Origin of the sequence: Clostridium estertheticum (assembly GCF_026650985.1) — a bacterium.
Classification (GTDB): domain Bacteria; phylum Bacillota; class Clostridia; order Clostridiales; family Clostridiaceae; genus Clostridium_AD; species Clostridium_AD estertheticum_C.
The window spans coordinates 1,874,003-1,891,235 of record NZ_CP086239.1 but is presented as its reverse complement, the minus strand read 5'-3'; the positions used below and the strand labels follow the sequence as shown (position 1 = coordinate 1,891,235).

The following is a 17,233-nucleotide window of genomic DNA, read 5'->3' as shown; positions in this document are numbered from 1 at the left end:
TTATGTCTAACTTCATTAGTACACAAAATGATATATAACATTCCCATTTATTTTATTTCTATGTAACTATTTAATTACAAATAAAGGTTATAATGAAAATCTAGACAGGAAAAAACAATTGTTCAAGATATATATAAAGGGGTGTTTGTTATGAATAAAAGGTCTATATTAATGTTTTCTTTAGTAATGTCTTTAATGTTTATGGGAGGTTGTACTGTATCAAGTCCGGGTGAATTAATACAACCGCCTAAACTTTTAGACTCACAGCTTAAAAAGGATGATATAAACTCAATAGCAAAACAGTTAGTACCAGACAAATCAAAGCTAGTGGCTATATCAAAGATATCTACTGGAAATCCTGTTGTTAGTGTGGATGTTGATAATGATAAAAAAGATGAGATTATAGCATTCTTTGATCTCCCAGAATCTTTTGAAAAGGGATTTGTAGTAATTAAAGAAAAAGATGGTAAATGGAATAAAATATATGAGTACAAAGGTGAAGGAAGTAAAATAGTAAATAGTGAATTTCTAGTTATTAATGGTAAAAAAGCTTTATTATTTGGAAATCTAATCTCAACCCATGCAGGAGTAGCATATAACTTATTTACAGTTGATAATGATAATATTAAAAAAGTTGACTTAGGCACGTGGAATAAGATGGAGGTAGTAAAGACCTCCTTAGAAACTGATAAAAAGGAATTTGTATTTGCAGGATGGAAATTATATGCTCCAGATAATACTTATGTAATCGACCTAATTAGATTTGATGGCAAAAAAGTTACCTATGCTAAAGATTTATATAAAGAATACTTCAAAAACGTAGTTAAATATTATAAAGGTATAATAAAAGAAAATAGCCTCGATGTATCACAGTGGTACTTTTTAGCCGATTCACAAGTGAAAGCAAATATGTATAATGATGCTCTTATATCTATACAGAAAGGTATTGATGTTAATAATGATAAAAATAAAACGTTTGGCGCATTTTCGGATACAGAGTTTTATTTATTAAAGGCACAATCTTTAAATGGGCTTAAAAAATATGATGAATCAAAGACTGTTTCAGAGGATTCAGCGGTAAAGCAGATCAATAAACTAGAAAAAAACACGAAGGCTAAAGATGATAAAAATGATTTTAGTTATATGAATGATGAAAAAGTTTTAGCTGATATTTATTTAGAAACTGCGAAGTCATATTATAACTTAAAACAAGTTGATAAAGGAATGCAATATTATCAAAAATATCTGGCAATAATTAAAACCCTTGAGAATAAGGGTTATTTTGAAGATAGCATTGTAAAAGACAATGCAGAGAAACTACAGAAAATAAAATAATTATTGGGGTGTGGTGGTAAATGAATGAAAAGGTTCTTGTTGTTGAGGATGAAAAACATATTAGAGATTTTATAACTTTAAATTTATCATTAAGTAAGTTTAAAGTTATGGAAGCATCCTCAGGTGAAGATGGGTTAATTAAATATGAAGCTGAAAAACCTGATGTAGTAATTCTTGATATAATGTTACCTAATATTGATGGTTATGAGGTATGTAAAAGGTTAAGAGAAAAGGGTTATGATTGCTGTATAATAATGCTAACGGCAAAAGGACAAGATATGGACAAAATAACAGGGCTTGATATTGGGGCGGACGATTACATGGTTAAGCCATTTAATCCTATGGAACTTATTTCGAGGATAAATGCTAATTTAAGAAAAATAAAAAGAAATGACATTAATTCGGATATTCTTATATACGACCAATTAAAACTTGATAAAATATCAAAAAAAATTTATAGAAATGAATTGGAGATAGAATTCACTTTCAGAGAGTTTTGTCTTATAGAGGTATTGATGGGAAATATAAATAGAGCACTTTCAAGGGAAAAACTCCTAGATTTAGCTTGGGGAGAGGATTTCTTTGGTGAAATAAAGACTGTTGATGTCCATGTAAGGAGAATAAGAGAAAAAATAGAAGATAATCCATCGAAGCCTATTTATATAAAAACGGTTTGGGGAGTGGGGTATAGGTTTGGAAAATGAGCAGATACGTGTGAGGAGTATTAAGACAAGGCTTACAGTAAGTTACTTAATACTTATAATTTTGATTGTACTTGTATTTGAGGGTATTCTTATGATTAGTATAAAAAAATATTATAACAATACTATTGAAAATACACTAAAAAATCAAGCGGAGATATCAAGTGATTTTTACAAGAAGTACCTTGCTGATACAGACATTTTAAAGGCATCTAATGACATAATAGATAATTTTTCTTATTTAACAAACTCACAGATTCAGATTGTGAATACAAATGGAATAGTAATTAACGATAATAAGGGCGTTTCATCTGGAATAAAAATACAATCACCAGATATTGATGAAGCACTAAATGGAGAAATAGCAATTTTTAAAGGCACATATAAAGAAAGTATAATGGTAGTTTCAAAAAGTTTAATATCAAATGGTAGAACGGTTGGAGTTATACGGCTTATAACATCAATGGCAAAGGTAAATAAATTTCTTATAAGAATATATTTTGTACTCGCATTAATAGGAGTTATTGTTATTTTAGCCACAGCAAAACTAAGTATAATTATGTCTGAAACGATTATAGAACCCTTAAAAACTGTAACAAATGCAGCTAATGAAATGGCTAAAGGAAAATTTTCAATAAGAATAGATAAAAAATATAATGACGAAGTAGGTATAATGGCTGATACCTTAAACTATCTATCTGAGGAAATATTAAAAAATGAAAAATTGAAGAATGAATTTATATCATCAATATCACATGAACTTAGGACACCATTAACATCTATAAAAGGCTGGGCATTAACATTAAAAAGAAAGGAATTTACAGATGAGGTTAAAAAAGCGGAAGCACTTAATATTATAGTTGAAGAAAGCGAAAGACTATCATTGATGGTAGAGGATCTTTTAGACTTGTCAAAATTTCAAGCTGGCAGAATTACTCTTCACATAGATAAAATTGATATAAGCGAAATTTTAAAAAATATAATTATAGAGTTTCAGCCAAGAGCACAGAAAAGTGGAATTATGTTAATTTATAATACTGAAGAAACTGTATTTATTGACGGTGACAAAAACAGACTAAAACAAGTTTTTATTAATATATTAGATAATGCTTTAAAGTTTTCCAGTAGAGGGGGAACAGTTTGTATATGCCAGGTTGAGGAAAAGGAAAGTCTAACAATAACCATAAGCGATAATGGTATAGGTATAAGTGAAGAAGATTTAAAAAGCATTACCAAAAAGTTTTACAAAGGAAACTCTAAAAAATCAGGAAGTGGATTGGGCCTTGCAATATCAAATGAAATAATAAACTTGCATAAAGGAGATCTAGTGGTTAGTAGTGATTATGGAAATGGAACTAAAGTAGAAGTAAAGTTGCCCAAAATAAAAGGTGCTTTTATTAGCACCAATTAAGGTAAATCGGTTATGAAATATTATAATAGAGTTTCCAAATTTAGCTTTAGATTGACATAGATATAAAAAAAATGTATCCTATGTAAAGAAGGCTTTTTATGTATAAAATAACTAAATATGCATATAGAAAAAAAGAAAGCATAAAAATATACCCGCTAAAAAGATAGTTAATCAATGGTTATGTAATTTAACCATCGACCATCGGATATATAAAGGAGAGTTATTTATGATTAAAAAAGGAACACTATTTATAATAATTTCAATTATAAGTGTTAGCATGTATGGATGTTCGAATAAACAGGTAACAGCTGATAAGCAAGCAACAGCTGATAAGCAAGCAACAGTTGAGAAACAAGCGACAGTTGAGAAACAGGCAACAGCTGAGAAACAAGTAATAGCTGAGAAACAGGCAACAACTGAGAAACAATCAACAACTGAGAAACAATCAACAACTAGCCAAAATAATAAAACAAGTAATAAAACAACAGCTTCAAAAGAATCTAAAAACAAAACAGTAGTTAAGGAAAGTTTTTATGGTGAGTGGATAATTAAGAGTAATCCAGTAGGTTCTTCTGTAACTGCTTATGGTAGTGAGGATATAAAAAATATAGTTGGAAAAAAAGTTACTTATTCAGAAGTAAAAGCTAGTTATGGAACTAATATATGTACAAATCCAGTTTATAAAAAATCAAGTATTTCTAAATCAGATTTTGAAAGCGGTTATCGTGTTAATTTTAGCAAATTAAATATTGCAAGTTTTCCTCTTAAGCAGGTTGTTGTAGATGGATTAAGTGATATTGGCAGTCGTTTTTATGTAAAAGATGCTAATACACTTTTACTATTTAGTGGTGGATATTTTTTTGAATTAGATAGATTAAATTAGATAGATTAAATTAGATTGATTAAATATTGTTATACAAGCCACAGTATGGATAGTAGTTCTATACTGTGGTTGTTAAAACGCTTTATTTCGAAATTAATGATGGTTAAAAAATTTTTCTGCTTTTTTCACCCATTCTTCTGGATGATAATCACTTATTTCTGAATGATAATAACCTTTCAATTCAACTACTTTACACTTTTTAGTATAAGACTGGAATAACTTTGCGGATTGTTTAATACATTTCATTTCCTTACCACCATACCAGTAAATGGTATCTGCCTGATTGTCTCTTAAACTTTCTTTCATTTTGTATTGATAATAGGTATCAAGAATCCGAATTAGATTTTCAGTTTTACAGATGTAATATCTCTCATATACAACTCCGAAATCTCTTTAGGATACTGCATGCGTTTAGGAAGTATATTTAGGGCCCATTTGTTAAAAGTTTTGGAAAACGACCATTTGCCACACAATTTCATAACAAACACACTGCATTTTAAAAGAAATGGCTGAGGAATACAAAGTCCACCTTCTGATTGATTCTTTCTTGATAAGCATTTAACAGAGAAGCAATTTATATATAACTATGTTAAATATTTGAATAATTTCATAACTATCTTGTATAATTGAATAAGGATACATTAATAATAAATATTGAAAGAGGTGAAACAAATAAAAAAATTAAGTAATGATAATTTCTTTATAAAATGGAAGCCAATTCACGAAAAAGGTATTATTGCATATGAAATAAGGAATACAGTACCTTTAATACTATTCATTATTCTAATTAATAGTATTTATTTAATAAGATATCCAATGAATACAGAAGCTCATACAATTTCAATTAGATTTTCTGCATTAATTGTATTAATCTTTATAGTATCAAGTGTATTAAAATGGTTTAATTTCGAAAAAAGATATACGTATATAAAGAAAGTTTATGAAGAAAACATATAAAAAACTTAAATATAGAATTCAAATAACCTTAATATAATCCTACAAAATAGTTATAAATTGTGAATCAAGGGGATCCAAAATGGGCTCCCTTAAAAATCAGCATATTATCAACACTATTATTAAACATAGTCAATATATAAATGTAATGGTTAATGGAAAATGGTGTATTCATTTATGATGCAATATATGAATGTTACGTACCAAAACTTCTAAATTTATAAACGATAAAAATGATTATTCTCATTATATATAAATCCGAATTTTTTATAAAAATTATAAAGGTCACCTTTTGCTATTAGACCAACAAATGCTTCATCTAAGCAATTCATTCTGATATAGTCCATTATTTTTTCCATAATTCTAATACCAATTTTTTGTTTCTGAAATTTTGGTGATACCATTATATCATGAACATAAAAAACTGTTGCTCCATCTCCTACAACTCTTCCAAATCCAACGAGGGAGCCTTCACATTCAACACATAAACAATAACATGAATTGCTTATCCCTTTTCTGGTGACTTCTATATCTAATGCTCCCCAACCAACCTCTTTCCTTAATTCAATATATTGAGTTGTATCTGGTAATTTATCAATGAGTACAATATGATTCATAAATTTTCCTCCAAGATAATACGTAATTTTTTACCGCTGCTACATAAATAATTTATTCTCTATATAATATAATTAGTTTTACCTGTCTGGGATCTGTATTATTTTAAGGGATTACTCTATATTTTTTATCTTTTCAATATCTGAACTGCAAAGAATTTCAAGATTATTAAATATTTTTTCTGCTGACCAATTCCACCATTTTAAGGCTAACAGATATTGGATTAAATTATCATCAAAGCGTTTTCTTATGATTTTAGCAGGGTTTCCACCAACTATATGGTAATCAGGAACGTTTTTTGTAACAACAGAATTAGCAGCAATAATTGCACCGTTACCAATATGTATGCCAGGCATTACAACTACATTTTGGCCTATCCAAACATCATTACCAATAATGGTGTCTCCTTTTACTTTTATTGGTAGGTCATCAAAAATTGGTGTAGTTTTTTCCCAGCCGTTTCCCATAATATAAAAAGGATATGTTGTTACAGAACACATTTGATGATTAGCACCATTCATTACAAATTCAATGCCATGAGCAATTGCACAGAACTTTCCTATAATCAGTTTATCACCTAGAAAATCATAATGATGTGTAACGTGTTTTTCAAATTCTTCTGCACCATTTACATCATCATAGTAAGTGTAATCACCAACTTGAATATTTGGATTTTTAATAACATTTTTAATATAACAAACTTGTTTTATGTTTTCATTCGGATAAATACTATTTGGATTGGGTCCAATTTTATTCATACAATTTTACCTCCTGTATAAATCTTGTTGAATTAAGCTATATATTACCATATATTTAGGCTATATGCCATTTTTTATTAGTTGTAAAAATGCTTTATTTTAAAAATCATGGTATTATATAGTATATTAAACAAATAGTAAAATTTGAAAGGAATAAAATAATGGATTTTAAAGAAATTATGAAACAAAATAAAGGATATTCTTCAAAGAACACAGATATGCCATCAGAATTACAACAAAAGGCGAAAGAATTATGTTGGAAATATAATCAGACTGGACCATCTGAGGGAGAAAAAAGAAGTAGCATTTTAAAAGAATTACTTGGGACTTCACATCCTCTAACATTTATTGAACCATCATTTCATTGTGATTATGGTTTCAATATACATACCCATGGACTTACTGTGATTAACTATAATTGTGTGATACTGGATACATCGCCAGTCTATATCGGTGCAAATGCATTTATAGCTCCTGGGGTTTGTTTAGCGTGTTCAGGACATGCAGTTCTTCCAAGGCAAAGGGCAGAAGGAATTGGAACTTCCAAACCTATTATAATAGAAGATGATGTATGGATTGGTGGCAATGTTACTGTATGTGGTGGAGTTACTATCGGAAAAGGTAGCATTATTGGAGCGGGAAGTGTGGTAAATAAAGATATTCCAGCAGGGGTAATTGCAGTAGGTAATCCTTGCAGAGTATTGCGAGAGATTTCAGAAGAGGACATAATTGACTTATCAGCTGAGCAAGACAAATTCCACTTTGTAGAATTAATGTAATGTAACGTGTTACTCCTTACTTTGAAGGTATTATAAAAGCTAAGTAAAGTAATATAGCCTATAAAGTAGACAATTTAAATTGTCTACTTTATAGGCTATTTTATTATTCGATTTATATTTAATTAAAGGGGGGCTCTAATTAAAAAACAAATTACTTGTTAATTACTATATATTTATAATAACAAGTGATTGTGATATTAGTGTCTAATATTTATGTAAAGAATATGTGAATTATTTTCACACTATTTTCTTGCTAAATAAAATTATTCTGGGGTACCTTTAAAATAATAGAAGGAACTTTTGGTTAACATTACCATACTATAATATAAAAATTAGAAAGTGGTGATAATAGTGTATTTATGCCCATATGATACATCTTGGTTGTTAGCTCAAAGGTACAACACTGCACATACAGGAATTAGTGAAAAAGAGATGGATTTAAGAAATGTCATGCGTAGTCTGTGGGAACAACATGTTGCCTGGACGAGGATGACCCTAATAAGTATAATAAAAGATTTACCGGACGTAGATTTTGTTACCAACCGACTTCTTCGAAACCCTATAGATTTTGAAAGGGTATTAGAAGTTTTCTATGGTTACGAAATTGCTTCTCAATTTAGTGACTTATTTAAAAGCCATCTTGTCATAGCTGCGCAACTTGTTAAAGCAGCTAAGGCTGGCGATAGTAAAGGCTCAGCAGATGCTGAGAAAAGATGGTACGCAAATGCAGATGAAATTGCAGTTTTCCTTAGTAGAATAAACCCTTATTGGTCTCAAGAAAATTGGAAGGCAATGCTATATGAACATTTGAGAATGACTAAATCTGAAGCAGTTAATATACTTACCAATAATTACGAAGAAAGCATCACAGAATACGATGAAATTGAAAAGCAAGCTCTAAAGATGGCTGATGTTATGGCAGAGGGCATTGTTAAACAATTTCTATACTAATTTATAAAAATTTATGCCTATTAAGAAATATCCCAATATAGAATTAAGCAAATCATTTCTTGCTGGAGATTCCATGTGTGATGTTGAACTTGGTCACAATTTAGGGATTACGACGTTTGGAATCAATGTAAAGTCACAAATATTAAATTATACTTGCATAAGGTCTCTTTTAGAAATTGTTAAATATACATGAAAAAATTACTTTAGTCACAATAACCCCATATCTAATGATATGGGGTTTAATATATTTAAATTATGGTAATTATGGTATAATTATATACAATATGAGCTGCAAGGCAGCACGCAAAAGCGTCTTGTTTCTTCTTTGAAATGGAAGAAATACTGTTTCTATTAGTAAGCTATTAATAAATAGTAGTAATGCAAGATGCATGGAGTGATAGTTACAGTTAAATTCAAAGGAAATTTATTGGAAAAATTATAAAATACAAAAATGCAGTGTGTTCGTAAAACATGGCGAAATATATTTATATAGAATAGGGGTATTAAATTGAGAAAAATAGTGCTGTATAGTGACCAAATTATAAAAGAAAACCGAAAAATAGATTATGAACTTCTACGATTACTAAATAAAAAAAATCCATCAATAGGATATATTCCATCATGTTCAGATTTAACAAGAAAGTATTTTAATCCTAAAGTTCAATATTATAATGAATTGGGGATTAGTAACATACAATATTTTGATTTAGATAAAGAATATGATGAAACAAAGATTAACGATATATTTCAAAGTGATGCTATACATCTTTCTGGTGGGAACACATTTTATTTTCTATACTTATTAAAAAAAAGAAATCTTGTTAAATCATTACAATTGTATGTGGAACAAGGAGGAATATTAATCGGCATTAGTGCAGGAAGTATTATATTAAGTAAAACTATTGACATGGCACAATTCGGAGATGAAGATATTGTAGGTATAGAGGATAGAAGTTCATTAGGTATTGTAGACTTTCAGTTTATGCCTCATTGGAGTGATGATGAAAGTGTTAAGTATTTAGATTTATTAAAAGATTATTCAAAAGTAAAGAAAACAACAATATATGCATGTAATGATGGCGATGGAATAGTTATTGATGGTGACGATATTAAATTTATTGGTAATGTAATAAAAATCTAAAAGTAATCTTAATATATTTAGTGTAAGTCGGAGTTGAGGAAAATCATGACACAAACATTATAGAATTATACAAGGGGTGAAGTTAATGAAAAAGCTATTAATGATAAGTTTATCATTACTATGGAAAATATAGATGAAGTGTTTGAATTTTATAATGCTGGTGCTGAAAAAAGCAGATTAGAAAGAGGACTTGGAGTAGTTGAATTATATAGAACAAAAGAGATATTAAAGAAATTTATTACTAACACTAATAATAAAATTTATGATATTGGTGGAGGTATTGGGATTTATTCTTCTTGGCTTTCAGAAATGAATAATGAAGTACATCTTTTAGAACTAGCACCATCCGCAGTTGAATATGCAATTAGAAATCAAAGCAAAGATAATACTTTCATTGCAGAAGTTTGTGACGCAAGAAATATTAATAGAGCTGATGAAAGTGCAGATATTGTTTTGCTTATGGGCCCGTTGTATCATCTTCAAAATAGAGATGACCGGTTACAAGTTTTGAATGAAGCTAAAAGGGTTTTAAAGAAGGATGGTCTTTTATTTTCAGTAGGAATATCAAAATTCAGTTCTACAACCTGGGAACTGTCAACTTACGGAAAAGATAATAACTTTTTAGATGATAAGATATATAACAATATGATTGAAAATGAATTATCATCAGGTATTCATATACGACCAAAAGAATATCCATATTTTATTGCACAGGCATACTTCCATACTGCATTAGGATTACAAAAAGAGGTTGAAGCAGTAGGGTTTAAAACAATTCAAAAATATGCAATAGAAGGAGTGATTTGGTTTACACCTTGTTTAAATGAAAAATGGAAAGATAAGAACAGCAGGGAAAGATTATTAAACATTGTTAGGCTTACAGAGAATGAAGATGAAATTATAGGAATGAGTCCTCATTTTATGATTGTATCAAGAAAATAAACATTATAATTGATCGTGTTCCGAAGAAAATCCACAACGATATGGAAATATATAACATTAGCATTATAAATAGTTTTTTTGATTAGTGGTTTTATCATATTTCGTAACAAGTAACCCTGCATAATTTAATGTGGGGTTACTTGTATTAATATTGTGAATGTAGCAAGTGAGTTGCATTCACATTGAGGATATTGCTTATTTACTTATATTTAAATACCATTTTTACAATAATTAATACAATTTTTCAACCATTTAATAGTAGATTCTTCTCGTATAATAGCTCCGTCTAGAACCAGATAATCTCCAAAAACATCACTATTAAGAGGTGGAACGCTATCGTAGGGTTCCTTTTGCTCGTATAAAAAGGTAAGTCTCTCATTATGTTTAAGTAATTGATGTTCCAATAAATCGATTCTAGTGTTTACATCTAAATTACTTGAAAAATACATTCTAAGCCTAAAAATATTTTTGGGGGTTTGTTCCATAGGGACATCCTTTTTCAACCATTTTAAAAATTCATTTTTACCTTTTTCTGTGATATCATAAATTTTTTTTTCTAATACGTCCCCACTAATTTCGATATCATAAACTATAAGTTTTTCCTCGACTAATTTTTTTAATTCTGGATATATCTGACTGAGTTTTGCACTCCAAAATTCAGCTAATTGAAAATTAAATTCTTTTCCTATGTCATAACCAGTTATAGGTTTTCTATTTATTAATCCTAAAATTGCATATTTAAGGGTTCTCATTAACACACCTCTTTCTTTTACCTATTTATTATAACATGGTTTTTGTAAATTACAATTCAAGTTGATTACTATGATTATATAACATAATATATATAAATATTTATATATATTATGTTATATAACTTTGTTGACATGATTAGCACATTGTGATAATATTAACAAAACGATATAAGGGGGACAATACTATGGAATTGACAAAAAAAAGATGGGGTATTTTGATTGCAAGCTGTTTTATTAATTTATGCATTGGTTCAATGTATGCTTGGAGTGTATTTGCAGGTCCTATGGCAAAATACTTGAGCCAACTTACTGGTACCACTTTAACTGCTGGCGCTCTTGCGATCGTATTCACAGTTACAAATTCAGTAGGACCTATTACCATGATTACAGGTGGAAAAATTAATGACACCTTTGGACCCCAAAAAGTTATCTTTGTTGGTGGCTTGCTTTTTGGTGGAGGTATGATATTATCGGGTTTCGCCACCGGATTAGGCTTTTTAGTATTTGCGTATGGTATTGTAACTGGTCTTGGGATTGGAATGGTTTATGGATGTACAATCAGTAATTCAATTAAACTTTTTCCAGACAAGCGTGGATTTGTTGGAGGTATTACAACTGCATGTTATGGTTTTAGTGCAGTAATAGTACCACCAGTTGCAAATATATTAATCAGTAATTTAGGAGTGACAGCAGCCTTTAAGATAATAGGTGCTACATTCCTAATTATTGTATGTGTTTGCTCATTCTTTATTGATAAATGTCCAGCAGGATTTATTCCTGAAGGATGGACACCACCAGCTTCTCAAGGAAATAAGTTAAATCAAAATGATAAAGATTGGAAGGGAATGCTTAAAAGTCCTATTTTCTATCCAATGGCTTTGATATTGTTATGTGGTGCATTCTATGGGTTAATGTGTTCGGCTCTAGCTTCTCCTATAGCACAAGGCATGATTGGAATGTCAGTTGCTGCTGCAACTACTGTAGTTTCTATTTTAGCATTATTTAGTACAGGTGGTCGTGTTATTGCAGGTTATGCCTCTGATAAAATTGGTAGAATCAATACACTTACTGTTGCTTTTGTTCTTGCTATAATTGGACTTATATGTCTGTATTTTTCAGGACAAGGAGATGTTACAAGATTTTATATAGGTATTATAATTGTTGGAGTATCCTTTGGCGCATTCATGGCTGTTTTCCCGGGGCTTACTGCAGATCGATTTGGTACTAAGCACAATAGTGTTAATTATGGAATAATGTTTATTGGTTTTGCAATATCAGGTTATTTTGGACCAACAGTAATGAAAAATGTATATGCTGCGGATCATAGTTATCGAAGAGCATTTTTAATAGCTGCTGTTCTCTGTGTTATAGGTTTTGCATTAACTTTTGTTTATCGTTATGTATATAAAAAGGTAACTGCAATTAATATTAGTGATAGTATAACGTCGAAAAATTAATAATTTAACAAATATATGCTTGTTAAAAAATAATAATTAATGAATAAAGGAGAATAAAAATATGCAAAGAAAATATCCAAACCTATGTAAACCAATCAAAATTGGAAATGTGAATTTCAGAAACAGAATGTTTTCAGCTCCAATGGGAGGAACAGATATAACAGCTGATTGCACTATTGGACCTGCTTCAACAGCTTTTTATGAATTAAGAGGTAAGGGTGGTGCTGCAGCAGTTACTGTCAGTGAATGCGTGGTTCATCCAGAAACAGATGGCTCGCATATGTTTCATCTTGATCTGGAAACAGTAGGTTCACTTGCAAGTTTTACCTACACAGCAGATGCTATACGTCGTCACGGTGCAATTGCCAGTGTAGAATTATCTCATTCTGGACAATATGCTGGAACTTATTTAACTGACAAGAATAAAAAACAAGGACTAGCTCAATGGGGTCCAAGTGCTACCACTCGTCCAGATGGTCTTCCAGTAAAAGAACTTACTCAAGAATTGATTGATGACATAGTAGCAGCTTATGGAAATACTGCTGCACTTGCTAAAAGAGCAGGTTTTGAAATGGTTATGGTTCATGGTGGACATGGATGGTTAATTAATCAATTCTTGTCTCCTTACTTTAACCACAGAACAGATAAATACGGCGGTCCTCTAGAAAACAGAGTGCGTTTTGCACAGGAGGTTCTTGATAGTGTCCGAAAGGCAGTTGGGGTAGGCTTCCCAATTGAGTTTAGAATGAGTGGTTCTGAATTATTTGAAGATGGCTATGATCTTGCAGAGGGTGTTGAAATTGCTAAATTAGTAGAATCAAAAATAGATTTACTTCATGTATCTGCAGGAACTTACCAAAGAGGATTTGGATTAACACATCCTTCTATGTTTTTACCACATGGATCAAATGTTTACCTTGCAGCAGAAATTAAAAAACATGTAAGTGTTCCAGTTGCAACACTTGGTGGCTTAAATGACCCAGAAATGATGGAAGAAATCATAGCTAGTGGTAAGGCAGATGTTGTTGAAATGGCTCGAGCACTTTTAGCTGACAATGAACTTCCGAAAAAAGTTATGACAAATAAAGATAAGGATATTGTAAAATGTTTAAGATGCTTTACATGTATGGCAGAACGTGCTATGACATCTACAAGGCGTTGCACTGTTAATCCATTAATTGGACGTGAGCTAGGTGGATCAGAAGTTATTCCTTCTCCTCATCCAGGTAAAGTTCTAGTAGCAGGTGGTGGACCAGGTGGACTTGAAGCTGCTATCACTGCTGCAAAACGTGGGCATAAGGTAATTCTTTGTGAGAAATCTGATGAGTTAGGTGGAATACTTAAAGGAGAACAAGCAATCCCATTTAAGTATGAAATGTATGAGTTAGGTGTAACTCTTGGTAAATTAGCAAAGGATGCTGGCGTTGAAATTCGATTGAATACAACTGTTACAAAAGAATATGTTGATAAAGAAAATGTTGATGCATTAATTATAGCAGTTGGTTCAGAACCACTTGTACCGCCAATACCAGGTTTACATGGTGATAATGTAGTTGTTGTTAATGACTATTATTTAGAGAAGGACAAGGTTAAGAGTGAAGTGGTAGTTCTTGGAGGAGGTCTTGCTGGATGTGAAGCAGCAATACATCTTGCACAAGAAGGTAAGACTGTACATCTAGTAGAAATGAGAGCAGAACTTGCTCCAGATGCAAATATTAGGCATCGTCCTATTTTACTTGGGGAAATAGAAAAAAATAATAAGATTCATGTTCATATGGAATATAAGGGATTACGTGTAACACGAGAAGGAGTTGTCTGTGCTGATGTAGCTTGCGTGGAACATCTAGTTCCAGGTACTACAATAATCTGTGCACTTGGACAGAGAGCAAGAAGAGATGTAGTAGAAGACTTAATTGACTGTGCACCTTTTGTTAGAGAAATTGGTGATTGTGTAAAAGCATCTACCATAACAACTGCAATATATCAAGGATATCATGCAGCTCTTGATATATAGGTATGAGCTCTAATCCATGAGTAAGTAACATTTTTAAGTAATACAAAATTAAACCCTCAGACTGGATTTCTCTTAAGAAGGGAAAGGGGTCTGAGGGTTTTTAGTGTCATGAAATGCTAAAAATTAATCAGTGGAAGTATTATATATTTTCCTCGGATGTCTTATCTGGAATTACTGTCCATCCAATGGAGTGCCAAAATTCTTCCAAATCAAAAGTGCTATTTTGGGTAAATATAAAACCTGTATTAATTCCAACTTTTTTTAATTCGGATAATGAACGATCTACCATTATTTTGCTTATTCGTCTGATTTCATATTTATCATAAACAGCGATATGGTAAATAAAACCTCGTATGCCGTCATGTCCACATAATAGAAAACCAATTATTTTTCCTTCCACTGTACATGCTACTGAACTAACTTTGGGATTCCTTTTTAAGTAGTTCATTAAAACTTCCTTTTTATAAAAATTTTTAGAAACTACAGAATTAGAATCTATGTTCCTTAATGAAAGGACGTGCTGCAAATCTGATTCTTCCATGGCCCTAATTAGTATTTCAATTTCCATTTAACTCACCTCAGATTAGTATAATTATTAGTTGGTACAACAAATAATTATACACTTTTAAATATTCTTTTCAATAAAAGAATATTTAAAAGCATTGAGATGAAAATAGATTTAGAGTATAATTAATTTGGAAATAGAACAATAATTTACATACTTATTTAAAATTATACAAATAGTTAAATATTAAACGTGGGAGATGTAACATGAAAAAGATTTTTAAAGTATTTATAATTATGATTTTAGCTTTCGTTGTGAGTATACCTATGCAAACAATGGTACAAGCTAGTACATTTACCAGTATGAGTTCTAAAAAAGATGTGGCAGCTAATAAACCTTGGTCAGTGAGCTTTAATAAGGCTTTAAGTCTTCCAACGGTAAATACCACGAATATTAAGGTGGTTGATGAGGATAATAATTACATAGAAATTACAGTTGTCCTAACTAATAACAATAAAACTGTAGTAGCTCAACCTGTTAAAAATTATGAATGTGGTAAAACTTACACGTTGATAGTAACAGACCAGGTTAAGTCTAGCGACGGAAAAGTTCTTCCGAGTGAAGTAAGAATGGATTTTACAACCAAAAGTTTACCTACTAAACCAAGTGAGTTTACGGTATGTATTGACCCAGCCCAATACTATAGTACAATCACTAGTAAAAGTGGTGTCAAAGCTAAGGATATAAATCTAAGTACAGCATTAAAACTAGGTACAATACTAAAAGCAAGAGGATTTAATGTAGTATATACAAGAAATAGCGATGAAGTATCTTGGACTCAAAGTGGTGAGGATGATGCAAAAGCACTAATTGCTAAAAATGCAAATGCTGATGTGTTTTTAAGTATAAATACGAATTCGTATACTCCAGATTCTGCTGCGAATGGAATTGAAACGTATTACACAACTGACAAAAGTGCGAATAAGTCACTCGCGTCTTCGGTACAAGCTGAACTAATAACAGCAACAAAAGCTAAGGATAGGGGAATACAAGTAGGAGGCAGCACAGGTGATTTTTCAATATTAAATAAGACAAGCTGTCCTGTGATAGTTGCAGAGTTGGGATTCATAACTAATCCATCTGAAGAAATATTATTAGAAAGTCAGCAGTATCAAAATAATGCTACAAAGGCAATCGCTAATGGGTTAATGAGTTATGCTGGATTTGCAAATACTGACACTGATTATGATAATACTTCAACAGTAAGTTCAGCTGCAGATATACTTGTTAATGTACACGCAGGTGATAAATATACTTTGCCTGCAACTACAAATGTTACTATGAGCAATAATACTAAGAAAACGCTTGGAGTAACATGGCCTAATAATGTATTCAATATAATTGATGCAGGTACTTACGACTATTATGGAACTATAAACGGGACTAGTATAAAAGTAAAAGCTATAATTACTGTAGGAGCTGCAATTACAACAACTACACCGATTATAATAACTACACCAACTACAGAATTGCAATCTACGGTAATCGGAGAAAAGTTATTTATATATTTGACTCCATCAGCCAACGTTGTTAGTACACTAAAGGCAGCAGTAAAATTGCATGATGGAGTAACAATAAACAACTGTGTTTATTTTTCAAGCGAGGCAATGCGAAGAATAAGTGTACCAGTACCTATAGGGGTATGCAACACACATCAATATTTAAATTATTTAAATAGTAATAAATGGTCAAAAACAAAGGATATTAAAGAGCTTACACCAGGAAGCCTTTGTTTTACAACAAATGATGGTACCGGATATCCTACACATACTTTTGTATTTATGGGATGGGTTAATGACGGAGATTACACTATAGCATATATTGCAGACAATCAAGGACAAGCTGTACACACACGAAGTATGTTAGCAACAGGTGATACAGATGCTTTCGCTTTCTTTATGTCCAAATAGCAAAAGAGTTTGTCTACTTCACATCCAAGATATGGTAGAGTGCCTGACCCTTGGTAAGTAGGGCT

16 protein-coding genes are annotated in these 17,233 nt (G+C 31.0%); 11 read left to right on the top strand and 5 right to left on the bottom strand.

Annotation, left to right across the window (positions count from 1 at the left end):
* The first annotated feature begins 150 nt into the window (after positions 1 to 150).
* The 4 genes from LL038_RS09145 (at position 151) to LL038_RS09130 (ending at position 4,330) form a co-directional block, all read left to right on the top strand.
* Positions 151 to 1,335, top strand: coding sequence for a tetratricopeptide repeat protein (locus tag LL038_RS09145; protein ID WP_216123522.1), 1,185 nt, complete (start codon positions 151 to 153; stop codon positions 1,333 to 1,335).
* Positions 1,336 to 1,355: 20 nt separating this feature from the next.
* Positions 1,356 to 2,039, top strand: coding sequence for a response regulator transcription factor (locus LL038_RS09140; protein ID WP_216123523.1), 684 nt, complete (start codon positions 1,356 to 1,358; stop codon positions 2,037 to 2,039).
* On the top strand, positions 2,029 to 3,447 hold the full coding sequence (locus LL038_RS09135; RefSeq protein WP_216123524.1) for a HAMP domain-containing sensor histidine kinase: 1,419 nt from the start codon (positions 2,029 to 2,031) through the stop codon (positions 3,445 to 3,447). Before LL038_RS09140 ends, LL038_RS09135 begins: the two co-directional genes overlap by 11 nt.
* A gap of 226 nt (positions 3,448 to 3,673) precedes the next feature.
* The gene (locus tag LL038_RS09130; RefSeq protein ID WP_216123525.1) at positions 3,674 to 4,330 is read left to right on the top strand and encodes a hypothetical protein; all 657 of its coding nucleotides are present in this window, start codon (positions 3,674 to 3,676) and stop codon (positions 4,328 to 4,330) included.
* A 93-nt stretch (positions 4,331 to 4,423) separates the two neighbouring features.
* Here LL038_RS09130 and LL038_RS09125 read toward each other — a convergent pair whose 3' ends face one another.
* The 3 genes from LL038_RS09125 to LL038_RS09115 form a co-directional block, all read right to left on the bottom strand.
* A complete protein-coding gene (locus LL038_RS09125; protein ID WP_216123526.1) occupies positions 4,424 to 4,576 on the bottom strand; it encodes a hypothetical protein in 153 nt (50 codons plus the stop codon).
* Between the two features lie 926 nt (positions 4,577 to 5,502).
* Positions 5,503 to 5,901, bottom strand: coding sequence for a GNAT family N-acetyltransferase (locus LL038_RS09120; RefSeq protein ID WP_216123528.1), 399 nt, complete (start codon positions 5,899 to 5,901; stop codon positions 5,503 to 5,505).
* A gap of 111 nt (positions 5,902 to 6,012) precedes the next feature.
* A complete protein-coding gene (locus LL038_RS09115) occupies positions 6,013 to 6,657 on the bottom strand; it encodes a Vat family streptogramin A O-acetyltransferase (protein WP_216123530.1) in 645 nt (214 codons plus the stop codon).
* A 161-nt stretch (positions 6,658 to 6,818) separates the two neighbouring features.
* Between LL038_RS09115 and LL038_RS09110 the strand changes: the two genes are divergently transcribed.
* The 4 genes from LL038_RS09110 (at position 6,819) to LL038_RS09095 (ending at position 10,470) form a co-directional block, all read left to right on the top strand.
* A complete protein-coding gene (locus tag LL038_RS09110) occupies positions 6,819 to 7,436 on the top strand; it encodes a sugar O-acetyltransferase (RefSeq protein ID WP_216123536.1) in 618 nt (205 codons plus the stop codon).
* A 351-nt stretch (positions 7,437 to 7,787) separates the two neighbouring features.
* Positions 7,788 to 8,387, top strand: coding sequence for an acetylglutamate kinase (locus LL038_RS09105; RefSeq protein WP_268056034.1), 600 nt, complete (start codon positions 7,788 to 7,790; stop codon positions 8,385 to 8,387).
* Between the two features lie 508 nt (positions 8,388 to 8,895).
* On the top strand, positions 8,896 to 9,528 hold the full coding sequence (locus LL038_RS09100) for a Type 1 glutamine amidotransferase-like domain-containing protein (RefSeq protein WP_216123539.1): 633 nt from the start codon (positions 8,896 to 8,898) through the stop codon (positions 9,526 to 9,528).
* A 120-nt stretch (positions 9,529 to 9,648) separates the two neighbouring features.
* Entirely contained in the window at positions 9,649 to 10,470 is an 822-nt protein-coding gene (locus tag LL038_RS09095; RefSeq protein WP_216123541.1) for a class I SAM-dependent methyltransferase, read from the top strand.
* A 209-nt stretch (positions 10,471 to 10,679) separates the two neighbouring features.
* Here the strand turns inward: LL038_RS09095 and LL038_RS09090 are convergent, their stop codons facing one another.
* On the bottom strand, positions 10,680 to 11,222 hold the full coding sequence (locus LL038_RS09090; protein WP_216123543.1) for a PadR family transcriptional regulator: 543 nt from the start codon (positions 11,220 to 11,222) through the stop codon (positions 10,680 to 10,682).
* A 185-nt stretch (positions 11,223 to 11,407) separates the two neighbouring features.
* On the opposite strand from LL038_RS09090, the gene LL038_RS09085 reads away from it, so the two are divergent.
* Both LL038_RS09085 and LL038_RS09080 read left to right on the top strand, forming a co-directional pair.
* On the top strand, positions 11,408 to 12,679 hold the full coding sequence (locus LL038_RS09085; RefSeq protein WP_216123545.1) for an OFA family MFS transporter: 1,272 nt from the start codon (positions 11,408 to 11,410) through the stop codon (positions 12,677 to 12,679).
* Between the two features lie 61 nt (positions 12,680 to 12,740).
* Positions 12,741 to 14,693 carry an FAD-dependent oxidoreductase gene (locus LL038_RS09080; RefSeq protein WP_216123547.1) on the top strand — a complete coding sequence of 651 codons (1,953 nt, stop codon included), beginning with the start codon at positions 12,741 to 12,743 and terminating at the stop codon, positions 14,691 to 14,693.
* A gap of 139 nt (positions 14,694 to 14,832) precedes the next feature.
* Here the strand turns inward: LL038_RS09080 and LL038_RS09075 are convergent, their stop codons facing one another.
* Positions 14,833 to 15,261 (bottom strand): GNAT family N-acetyltransferase, encoded by a 429-nt coding sequence (locus LL038_RS09075; protein ID WP_216123549.1) that lies wholly within the window; start codon positions 15,259 to 15,261, stop codon positions 14,833 to 14,835.
* A 203-nt stretch (positions 15,262 to 15,464) separates the two neighbouring features.
* On the opposite strand from LL038_RS09075, the gene LL038_RS09070 reads away from it, so the two are divergent.
* Positions 15,465 to 17,168: an N-acetylmuramoyl-L-alanine amidase gene (locus LL038_RS09070; RefSeq protein ID WP_216123551.1), complete on the top strand. Its 1,704-nt coding sequence runs from the start codon at positions 15,465 to 15,467 to the stop codon at positions 17,166 to 17,168.
* The last annotated feature ends 65 nt before the right edge of the window (positions 17,169 to 17,233 follow it).